This window comes from Frankia sp. R82 (assembly GCF_023716925.1).
GTDB lineage: Bacteria > Actinomycetota > Actinomycetes > Frankiales > Frankiaceae > Frankia.
Map to the genome: position 1 here is coordinate 1 of NZ_JAMQQG010000346.1, position 10831 is coordinate 10831.

Genomic DNA, 10831 nt, shown 5'->3' on the forward strand with positions numbered 1-10831 from the left:
GCGCTGGCGGGCCAGCGCCTGCGTGGCGTGGTACACGCGGCGGGGGCGCTCGCCGACGGGGTGCTGGCCGGTCTGTCCCCGGAGCGTCTCGCCGTCGCCCGCCATGCCAAGGTGACAGGCGCCGAGGTGCTTGACGAGCTGACCAGGTCCGCGGACCTGGCCTTCTTCCTGCTGTTCTCCTCGGTCTCCGGCCTGCTCGGTGGCGCCGGTCAGGCCGCCTACGCCTGCGCCAACAGCGCGCTGGACGCTCTCGCTGAGCGGCGAGCGGCCCTGGGGCTGCCCGCGACCTCGGTCGCCTGGGGCCCCTGGGCGGGCGCCGGCATGACCGAGGCGCTGGACGCCCCCGGCCTGGCCCGGCTGGCGTCGGCCGGGCTGGCGCCGCTCGCCCTCACCGCCGGGCTCGCGCTGTTCGACGCCGCGCTTGCCTGCGCCGACCCGGTGGTGGTGGCCGCCGATCTGCGCCCCGCGGCCGACCTCGACCAGGCTTCAGCCCCGGATCTCCTGCGCGGCCTGGCCCGCGGACGCCCCGAGCACAAACCGGCCCTCGACCTCACCGGCCTTGACGCGCGCGGCCGCGAGCGGGCCGTGGCGGACCTGGTCCGCACCACCGCCGCGCGCGTGCTCGGCCACCCGGCGGGCAGTGCCGTCCCCGCCCGCGTGTCGTTCCACGACCTCGGGTTCGACTCGCTGACGTCGGTGGAGCTGCGCAACCGGCTGAGCGCCGCGACCGGGATCGACCTGGACGCGGGGGTGATTTTCGACCATCCGACCTCCGCCCTGCTCGCCGCGCACCTGCTCGCCGGGCTGGCCGGGCCGGCCGGCACCGAAGACGCGCGGGTCCGGGACCTGTTGGCCTCCCTGCCGCTGGACCGGCTGCGCCAGGCCGGGCTGCTCGAGCCGCTGCTCGCCCTGACCGGTGCGCGGGACACGGCGCCCGCGCGGGGCACGCCACCCGCTGCCGAGGAGCTCGACGCGCTGTCCGGCGAGGACTTGCTGCGGTGGGCGGCGAACGCCGTGGGGGAGCGATGAGCCCGGACACCGCTCAGTACGTCGAGGCGCTGCGGCAGGCGCTGCGCGAGGTCGAACGGCTGCGGCGCGAGCTGGCCGGCATTCGAGACGCCGCCGCCGAACCGATCGCCGTCATCGGAATGTCCTGCCGGTTCCCTGGTGGCTCGGACAGCCCGGAGCGGCTCTGGGAGCTGCTCGACCAGGGCCACGACGCGATCGGCCCCTTCCCGGACGACCGCGGCTGGCCCTCGGGCGGGAACGACGCGGAGCCGAGCCAGGCCGAGGCGGGTGGCTTCCTGCCCGGCGCCGCCGGCTTCGACGCGGACTTCTTCGGCATCTCCCCGCGGGAGGCCCTGGCGATGGATCCGCAGCAGCGGCTGCTGCTGGAGCTGGCGTGGACCGCGCTGGAGCAGGCGGGAACGGATCCCGACAGCCTGCGCGGCACCGAGACCGGTGTCTACGTCGGGATGAACGGCCAGGACTACCCGCTGCTGTTCGCCGCGGAGCCGTCGGAGGCGGCCGGCTTCCTGCTCACCGGAAACGCGGCCAGCGTCGCCTCCGGCCGGGTCTCCTACACCCTCGGCCTCACCGGGCCCTCGGTCACCGTGGACACCGCGTGTTCCTCCGCCCTGGTCGCGGTGCACCACGCGATGCGCGCGCTGCGCGCGCGGGAGGTCCCGCTGGCGCTCGTGGGCGCGGCCACCGTCATGTCCACCCCGGCCGCGTTCACCGAGTTCGCCCGCCAGCGCGGCCTTGCCTCCGACGGCAGGTGCAAGGCCTTCGGGGAAGCCGCGGACGGGGTCGGCTGGGGCGAGGGCGGCGCGTTCGTCGTGCTGGAACGGCTGCGGGACGCCCGCGCGTACGGCCACTCTGTCCTGGCCGTGCTGCGGGGCGCCGCGGTCAACTCCGACGGCGCCTCCAACGGGCTCACCGCGCCGAACGGCCCGGCGCAGGAACGCGTCCTGCGCCGGGCGCTGGCCGACGCAGGACTTGAGCCCGCGGACCTGGACGCCATCGAGGCCCACGGCACTGGCACCCGCCTGGGAGATCCCATCGAGGCGGCCGCGATCCTCGCCGTCCACGGCCGGGCGCGGGGCAGGCCGCTGTGGCTCGGCTCCGTCAAGTCGAACCTCGGCCACACCCAGGCCGCCGCCGGGCTCGCCGGGCTGCTCAAGCTGGTGCTGGCGCTGCGCCACGGCCGGCTGCCCCGCACGCTGCACGCCGTCCCGCCCACGGCCGCCGTCGCGTGGGACAGCACGCCCGTGCGGCTGCTGACCGAGTCCCAGCCGTGGCCAGCGGGCGACCGCCCCCGCCGGGCTGGTGTGTCCGCGTTCGGCATCAGTGGCACGAACGCGCACGTCATCGTGGAGGAGGCGCCGCCGGCGGCCACCCCCGAGGCCGAGTTGGCACCGCTGCTCAGGTCGCCGTGCCTGCTGTCCGCGAGGTCACCGGCTGCGTTGCGCGAGCAGGCCGAACGGCTGGCCGCGCTCGTGCGCGCGGACCCGGCGATCACCCCGGCTCGGCTCGGGCTGGCGCTGGCGACGGGCCGTGCCGCGCTGCGCCACCGCGCGGCCATCACCGCCGCGGACCGTGCCGGGCTGCTGGCCGGGCTGGACGACCTCGCCACGGGCGGTGCGCCGACCGGCGCCACGGTGGGAGTCGCGGGTGACGGTGACCTGGCCGTGGTGTTCACCGGGCAGGGAGCGCAACGGGTTGCCATGGGCCTGACCCTCGCCGACCACTTCCCGACCTTCGCGGAACGGTTCGCCGAGGTGTGCGCGGCGCTCGACCCGCTGCTGGACCGCCCGCTGCGCGACGTCATCGCCAACGGCGAGGGGCTTGACGACACGGCGATGGCGCAGCCCGCGCTGTTCGCGGTCGAGGTGGCGCTGTTCGGCCTGCTGGAGTCCTTCGGCCTGGCTCCGGCCGCCGTCGCGGGCCACTCGGTGGGCGAGCTGGCCGCGGTCCACGTGGCCGGTGCGCTGCCGCTGCGAGAGGCCGCCCGGGTCGTGTGCGCGAGGGGCCGGGCGATGTCCGCGCTGCCCCCCGGTGGCGCGATGCTCGCCGTGGCGGCGAGCGAGGCGCAGGTCGAGCCGCTGCTGGGTGGTGACCTCGACCTGGCCGCCGTCAACGGTCCGCACTCGGTCGTGCTCGCCGGCCGGTCGGCCGCCATCGAGCACGCCGCCCGGCTGCTGGCCGCCGGGGGCACCCGATGCCGACGGCTGGTCGTCAGCCACGCCTTCCACTCGAGGCTGGTCGAGCCCGCCCTGGCGGAGCTTGCCGCCGTCGTCTCGGGCGTGCGGTTCGCAGCCCCGCGCATCCCCGTCGTGTCGACGGCCACCGGTCAGCCGCTGACCGGCTCCGTCCTCGCCTCCCCTGACTACTGGACGACCCAGGCCCGCCGGCCGGTGCGCTTCCTGGACGCCGTCCGCGCCCTGGAGCGGCGCGGCTCGACCACGATCCTCGAGGTCGGCCCGACCCCTGCGCTCACCGCCGCGGTCACCGAGTGCCTTGCCGACCCGTCCGTCGTCTCGGCAATTCCCACCCTGCGCCCGGATCTCGACGACCCGGACGCGTTCTGCGCCGCGCTCGGCGCCCTGCTGGTACGCGGTGACCTGGAGCGGGCCGCCGTGTTCGCCGGAGCCCGGGCGGCGCCGGTCGACCTGCCGACCTACCCATTCCAGCACACCAGGTTCTGGCCGAGTATTCGGCGCGCGGCCAGCCCGCCCGAGCAGTCCGGGGACGGCCCGGTGGCGGAGGAGTCGATCGCGGCTGGCGGTCCGGGCCAGCGGGGCTCGGTCCTCGACCTCGTGCTCGGGCACGTCGCCTCGGTCCTCGGCCATCCCGCCGGCAGCGTCGATCCGCACCGCACCCTCGCCGAGCTGGGACTGACGTCACTGAGCGCGGCCGAGCTGCGCGAGCGGCTGGCCGCGGCGAGCGGCCTGCGGCTCAGCACGGCTGACCTGCTGACCGCCGGCACCCCGCACGAGCTCGCCGCCAGTCTCGTCCGCGGCGAGGACCGCACCCCGGACGGCGAGCTGCGCTCGGCGTTCGCCAGGGCCTGCGCCACCGGCGACGTCCGCGCCGGGCTCGTGCTCCTGGCCGACGCGGCCGACGCGGCGGGCGTGGGAGACGCGGCGGGCGTGGCCGCTGCTGCGGCGACGGCTGCGAGACCCAGGCCGCCCCTGGTGTTCGCCGAGGGCGACGGGCCGCTGTTGGTCTGCCTCCCCAGCATGGTCGCGCCCTCCAGCCCCTATCAGTTCGCGCGGCTGCTCGGCGCGCTGGACCAGCCCGCCTCAGTCGCCTGGCTCACGGGCTACCGGCCGGGCGAGACGCCACCGAGCACCTGGCGGGCGGCCGTCGCCGGGCAGGTCGACGCCATGCTCAAACACGTCGGCGACCGTCCCTTCGTGCTCCTCGGCTATTCGTCCGGGGGATGGCTGGCCCACGCGGCGGCCCCGGCCCTCCTCGAGCGGGGAGCCGCGCTGGCCGCCGTGGTCCTGCTCGACGTCCACCCGACCGACGGCAGCTGGGCCGCGACGACCATGCGGGAGCTGTTCCGAAGGATGGCCGCCGATCCGACCGTCGCCGACCTCGTGTCCGACGGGGAGCTGCGGGCGATGGGCCGCTACCTGTCCCTGGCCGCCGACTGGCGCCCGGCGCCGCTGCCCGTGCCGGTCGTGCACCTGCGCGCGGCGGCCGACCCGGGCGAGCGGGAGCCCCAGTGGGGTGTGGTCTCGTGGCGGACGGTTCCCGGCGATCACCTGAGTGTCCTGCGCGAGGACGCGGCCTCCACGGCCGTCGCCCTCGCCAGCTGCATGCATTCCTCGATCACACTGACCAGCACACCGACAGGGCGGCACCCATGAGCACGTCGCGACCCGGCACCAGATTCCCCGCGGACATGCTGACCCGCGAGTTTGCGCAGCAGCCCTATCCCGAGTTCGCCAGGCTCCGCGCGGACGGCAGCGTTGCCCGCGTCCCGTTGAAGACCTTCTCCACGGCCGTGCACGCCTGGCTCGTCACCCGGTACGACGACGCGCGCAGGCTGCTGGCGGACCCGCGGCTGTCCAAGGACGCCGGGCGGATCGCGGGGGTGATCCGGGCCCATGCGGTCGAGTCGAACGAGCAGGTCACCGAGAACCCGCCGAGCATGCTGTTCAGCGACCCGCCCGACCACACCCGGCTGCGCCGGCTCGTCGGCGGGGCATTCACCGCCCGCCGCGTGCAGGGCCTCGTTCCGGACATCGAGCGGTACACCGACGAGGCGCTGGCCCAGATCACCCCCGGGGAGGTGGTCGACTTCGTGGAGCAGGTCGCGCTGCCGGTCCCGATGGCCGTCATCGGCGCGCTGCTCGGCATCCCGGAGGACGCCTTCGGGGACTTCCGCGAGTGGAGCGCGCGGCTGGGCAGCGTCGGGAGCTCGCTGACCGACAAGCAGAAGGTCATCGCCGACGCGTACGGCTACGTCCGCGAGCTCATCGAACGCCGGCGCGCCGAGCCGGCCGACGACCTGATCAGCGCCCTCCTGGCCGCCGACGACGAGGCTGGCGGGCTGTCCACCACCGAGCTGCTGTCCACCGTCTTCCTCATAATGAACGCGGGCTACGAGACCACCGCCGCGATGCTCAGCAGCTCCGTGCTGCTCCTGCACCAGCACCCCGCTCTGCGCGCCGGCCTGGCCGCCGAGCCCAGCCGCGTGCCCGCGTTCGTCGAGGAGACTCTGCGCTACGAGAGCCCGCTCAACCTCAGCACCATCCGGTTCACCCAGGAGGCGATCGAGGTGGCCGGGACCGTCATCCCGGCAGGCGAAATCGTCTTCATCTCGCTGTGCGCGGCGAACCGGGACGCGGCCCGGTTCGCCGACGCGGACATCGTGCGGCCCGCCAGGGAGAGCGGCCACCTCGCCTTCGGCCATGGCATCCACCACTGCCTCGGCGCGCCGCTGGCGCGGCTCGAGGGCCGGATCGTCCTGCAGGCCCTGCTCGCCCGTCACCCGGACTGGCGGCTGGCCGTGCCCGAGCACGAGGTCGTCTGGCGCCACAGCCTGCAGTTCCGCGGCCTCGAATCACTGCCGGTCCGCTTCGGATGACCGTTCACCCGCTGGAAGGGAAGCCCATGACCGAGACAAGCCCCGTCGCCGCGTTCTTCGCCGCCTGCGACGCCGACGACCTCGGCGCCGCCGCCGACTGCTTCGCCCCGGACGGCGTGTGGATCGTCGCGTCCGGCCCGGAGCCTGGCCGCACCTACACACGGGACGAGATCCCCGCGTTTCTCAAGGAAATCGTCGGAAAGCGTGACCTGCTCGACGCGGACGGCGCTCGGATGATCTACGGAGAGCGGATAGTCGTGGCGGACCAGGAATTTCTTGAGTTTCGTTGCGAGTCGGCTGCCGGCGTGGTGCTCGACCGAGGGATCGATGTCTTCACCCTGAGTGACGGAAAGATCCTCCGCAAGGACGTCTTCCGTAAGGCCTGAGAAACCGGATCCCATCCCGAGACGGAGGCACGCCTTGTACGAGAACCTGCAGGAGATCCTCACCTCGTTTGGCGCCGATATCGACTTCGACAACCCACAACCGGGCCAGAGCGGCTGGTACAAGGCCGACCTCGTCGACCCCGGAAGCGGCCCGGTGGGGACCGTCGAGGGCGTCTACAAAGTGATCACGACGCGTGCGTCCGACGGGATGCTCATGGCACATCTCACCGAGACCATGTCGTTCGAACAGGGGGACGTGCATGTGGAGGCCTGGGCGGAGTTCCCCAACCTCAGCGATGGCAGGTGGTTGTACTGTCCGGCAGTGGGGATCAGCGGGGAGCTGACAGGCCGGCACGGCTTCCGTCAGTGGCGCCCGGTGGACCTGGGCAAGCTGGCGGAGGCAAAGGTCGTCTTCTTCGCCAGCCCGACCTCATGACGCGACTACGCCCACCCCGGACCAGAAGAAAGGGCGAGGGAATCCTCATGACCGGAGCGGTCCCCCGATGACGGAGCCGGCCACGTCAGCGGCCGTCACGATAGTCGGACAACGCCGGGCACCGGGCGACCCGTGGGAACGGCTGGCCCAGCTGCTCGACCCGGGGACCGTGAGCCCCGTCTCCCGCCTTCCCGAAAGCCGGGTGGCCGTCGCGCGCGGCCAGGTCAACGGGCTCGCCGTCCTCGCCTACTGCACCGATGGCAGGTCGCTGGGCGGGGCGCTGGGCGCCGCGGGCGCGCGGCTGATCGCCGAGACCATCGACCGCGCCGTGGCCGACGACATACCGGTTGTCGGGCTGTGGCATTCCAGCGGCGCGAACCTGGGTGACGGCGTCGAAGCCCTGGACGGCATCGGCGTGATGTTCGCCGCAATGATCGCCGCCTCCGGCCGGGTGCCGCAGGTCTCCGTGGTGCTCGGGCCGGCCGCCGGCGGTGCGGCTTACGGGCCGGCGCTCACCGACGTGATCGTGATGGCCCCGCGGGGCCGGGTGTTCGTCACCGGACCCGACGTCGTCCGCCAGGTGACCGGTGAACAGATCGACATGGACGGTCTGGGCGGGGCGGACGCGCACGGCCGCCGCTCCGGTGTGGTGCACGTCGTCGCCGAGTCCGAGGCGGACGCGTACGTGCGGGCACGCAGACTCACGACGCTGCTCGCCGGCCAGCGCGCGTTCGACCTCGCCGCGGCCACGGGCGACCGGCGCGACCCCGGGTCCCTGCTGCCAGACCGTCCCCGGCGGGCGTACGACATCCGTCCAGTTGTGCGGACCATCCTCGATCGTCCAGACGGGCTCGTCCCGGCACCCCGAACAGCCGGACCGATCGAGAGTGGGTACGAGGACTACGAGGAGCTCCAGCCGCGGTGGGCGCCGAACGTCGTCGTGGCGCTCGGTCGGCTGGGCGGCCGAACGGTGGGTGTGATCGCCAACAACCCGATACGCAAGGGCGGTTGTCTCGACTCGCTGGCCGCCGAGAAGGCGGCTCGTTTCGTACGGACGTGCGACTCGTTCGGTATACCGCTGATTGTCCTTGTGGACGTTCCCGGTTATCTGCCGGGCGTGAGCCAGGAATGGGGCGGAGTCGTGCGGCGGGGCGCCAAGCTGCTGTATGCCTTTTCCGAAGCGGTCGTGCCGCGGGTGACGGTGGTGCTGCGGAAGTCGTATGGCGGCGCCTACATCGCGATGAACTCCCGCGCGTTGGGGGCGACGAGCGTCCTTGCCTGGCCACAGGCGGAGGTCGCCGTTATGGGCGCCGAAGCCGCCGTGGGAATTCTTCACCGCCGGGCTCTCGCCACCGCGACGGACGGGGAGCGGGAAATTCTGCGGGCCCAGTTCGTCGAGGACCACGTCCGCATGACGGGGGGGTTGCCGCGGGGCGTCTCCCTCGGCGTCATCGACAAGGTGATTGAACCGATCGATACCCGACAGGAGATTGTCCGCGCTCTCGCGGGGGCGCCCAGCCGCCGAGGAAGCCACGGAAACATTCCCCTGTGACCATCATCCCGCCTCACACGTCGGACCGCGCCGGCGCCAGCGCTCGGACGGCAGCATCTGCCCCTCCAACTCGTGCCGGGTCCAGCGGCGGCTGCTGCAGGACCCGACTTGTCTGGGGACTCATCGGGGCCCTCACCGCTGACGGGCGACATCGCCGCAGCTCACAGGCCATGCAGCATTGTCATCCACAGGCTGCACATCGCCTGGACAGGATGTGCGGATCACCGCTCATCTGGGAACCCCGTAGAACTCCGCCAGGCCGGCCAGTTGCTGAGGCGTGATCATACGGTCGGCACGCTCGTAGCTTCCGAGCGCAGCCGTCCTCCAGCGGCCAGCGGAGCGTGTTTCCACTTGCTGAAGGGAAAGTCCCTGCTGGACCCGGATAGCTCGCAGTCGGATGCCGACCTCTTGGGCATATGCGCGGCTGTCGATGGACATGAGTCCTCCTTGGACTAAATGGGAATGGAGGCGAACGGTGAAAGAGGCTGGAAAATGGGGGTCGGCTGCGCAGGACATGCCTCAAGGAGGCTTGACGACCTCCATAGGCGGTCCGGTCCTCCGCGCGGTTACGTGCTGACCGTCCTGCTCTTCGCAGGGGTCAGAGACAGACGGCGCGGAGGATCCGACGCGGCAAATACGCGCGCTCGGCCGCGGGTGCGAATCAGGCCGGTGCGTGGACGTGCCGGCTGACGCGCAGGCCGATCTGTGGGGCGTTGCTGACGGCGCGCTGCGATCTAATGCGGACCGTGTGGTCCCGGACTGACGCGGGACGTGCGGAGCAGATCGTTGTCTGCGGGAGTTCAGGCCTCGCCGACGGGAATGACTCGGACCTCGAGAGTGTCCGGCTGCTCCAGGGCGAGCAGGGCGGTGGCGTAGGTGTCGAACGGCTCCCCGTAGGCCGTGTTCACGGTCTCCGCGGCCGACGCCCATGTCGGTTGGCGGCGGGACCGAGTCTGCGCCAGCACGGGGGCGGCGCCGGTCAGCACCGCGACGAATTCGACGGGCGTGTTGGTGTCGACGCCATGGCGGGCCGGGCCAGCGAGGTAGGCGTCGCCGGCGACCACGTCGTAGCCCCGGCGATCGGGGCGTGGATCCAGACGAGCAGGGTGGCGCGGTCGTTGCGCGGCAGGCCGTGGGCCTCACCGTCCGCGTGGACGTGGAGTGTTGCGTCGGGTCGGATGAACGCGATCTGTTCGGTTGGGCCGCCGACGAGGGCGTGGGCGGCGCGCTGGCTGGTTTCGTCGCAGGGGACCGGGCGGACCGGCAGCAGCGGGTCCGCCGGCAACACCAGGGCAGTGATCATGGCAGGTTACTTTCGGGAGGCGGCCCCGGCTCGGGCGGGAATGTCGGGCTGGGGTCGGTGGCGGTGAGCAGGTGAAGTAGGCGTATGCCCGGCATGTGGTCCTGGGCGGCCATCGGACGATCGAAGATGGTCGGGCTGTCGAACACGGGCTGGCCGGCGGGCCGCCGTGCGTAGTGGGTGAGGCCGAGGTCCAGGCCGTCGGCGGTGTCGTAGGCGGACCAGAGGATCGCTTCCTGCTCGCCGGGACGCAGGGAGTAGTGGGACACGGCGCGGGAGCTGATGACGCCAGGTTCCGACGGGGTGATCACCCGTGGGACGGCGAACGCGAACCGGTGCAGATGCAGGTTGCGGGCGTGCTCCGCGGCCCTGGTCTCGAAGGCCAGTCTGGCGGTGTCGTCGTGCTGATAGTCGTAGTCGGCGAGGATCTGGCGCCGGTCGCCATCGAGCACCACGATCGCGGGCGCCTGGTCGAGGCCGATGGCGCGTTGGACGCGGCCCACGACGTCGAGGACCAGCGCCCACGTGTCCTCGTTCATCCCCCCATCCCTCCTGTCGACGTGGCCAGGCCATCCCAGAGGGCTCAGCTCGCATCGGTGTCCGCGCCCGACGCGTCGGCCCGGCGTAGACCGAGACTGTCATCGAGGATCTCTCGGAGCAGCGCCATCCTGGGAAAGGTGCGCGACGGACTGATCTTGATGGTCACGATCTGTGTCGGGTCGTCGTCGAGACCGAAGGTGTAGGTGCCGTCGGGGTTGTGGGAGTAGGGAACCATCCCGCAAGAGACTCCCTCCTCCACGTCGTAGGTCGTGTAGACGATCACGTTCTGCTCGTCGAGATCCTCGCGGAGCGGGCCGGTGGAAGGCGAACGAAAACTACGTGCGTCTTCCTCGACGGCCGGCAACGGAGTGGTGATCATTGGTACGGCGAGAATCAGCCGGTCGAGGTCGATCGTCTCCAGTTCGCGGGCCAAACTCCACCTAGTGGTGATCGGCGCAAGTTCGTCGGTTATGCGGCGAGGTCGAGGCGGCTGGCGGTCTTGAGGAGATCGGCGCGG

General features: G+C 72.4%; 9 protein-coding genes and 1 pseudogene. 6 read left to right on the top strand and 4 right to left on the bottom strand.

The genetic code is table 11. The features are described from left to right. From ND747_RS28065 to ND747_RS28090, 6 genes are all read left to right on the top strand, one after another. A partial coding sequence (locus ND747_RS28065) for a beta-ketoacyl reductase (protein ID WP_251737270.1) occupies positions 1-1029 on the top strand: 1029 nt, incomplete at its 5' end. Next, complete coding sequence (locus tag ND747_RS28070; protein WP_251737271.1) at positions 1026-4877, top strand: type I polyketide synthase; 3852 nt, start codon at positions 1026-1028, stop codon at positions 4875-4877. The genes ND747_RS28065 and ND747_RS28070, both read left to right, overlap by 4 nt. Next, positions 4874-6100 (top strand): cytochrome P450, encoded by a 1227-nt coding sequence (locus ND747_RS28075; RefSeq protein WP_251737272.1) that lies wholly within the window; start codon positions 4874-4876, stop codon positions 6098-6100. The genes ND747_RS28070 and ND747_RS28075 overlap by 4 nt, the downstream gene beginning before the upstream one ends. A 26-nt stretch (positions 6101-6126) precedes the next feature. Then, entirely contained in the window at positions 6127-6486 is a 360-nt protein-coding gene (locus ND747_RS28080; protein ID WP_251737273.1) for a nuclear transport factor 2 family protein, read from the top strand. Positions 6487-6520: 34 nt separating this feature from the next. Further along, entirely contained in the window at positions 6521-6922 is a 402-nt protein-coding gene (locus tag ND747_RS28085) for a hypothetical protein (protein WP_251737274.1), read from the top strand. Positions 6923-6989: 67 nt separating this feature from the next. Further along, positions 6990-8474, top strand: coding sequence for an acyl-CoA carboxylase subunit beta (locus ND747_RS28090; RefSeq protein WP_251737275.1), 1485 nt, complete (start codon positions 6990-6992; stop codon positions 8472-8474). A 234-nt stretch (positions 8475-8708) separates the two neighbouring features. Here ND747_RS28090 and ND747_RS28095 read toward each other — a convergent pair. The 4 genes and pseudogenes from ND747_RS28095 to ND747_RS28110 form a co-directional block, all read right to left on the bottom strand. Continuing rightward, positions 8709-8912 (bottom strand): annotated as a pseudogene (locus tag ND747_RS28095) (helix-turn-helix domain-containing protein); the annotation flags it as partial. A gap of 362 nt (positions 8913-9274) precedes the next feature. After that, complete coding sequence (locus ND747_RS28100; RefSeq protein WP_251737276.1) at positions 9275-9538, bottom strand: hypothetical protein; 264 nt, start codon at positions 9536-9538, stop codon at positions 9275-9277. Between the two features lie 235 nt (positions 9539-9773). Next, on the bottom strand, positions 9774-10313 hold the full coding sequence (locus tag ND747_RS28105) for a hypothetical protein (protein ID WP_251737277.1): 540 nt from the start codon (positions 10311-10313) through the stop codon (positions 9774-9776). A gap of 44 nt (positions 10314-10357) precedes the next feature. Further along, positions 10358-10747 carry a hypothetical protein gene (locus ND747_RS28110; protein ID WP_251737278.1) on the bottom strand — a complete coding sequence of 130 codons (390 nt, stop codon included), beginning with the start codon at positions 10745-10747 and terminating at the stop codon, positions 10358-10360. Positions 10748-10831 lie beyond the last annotated feature (84 nt).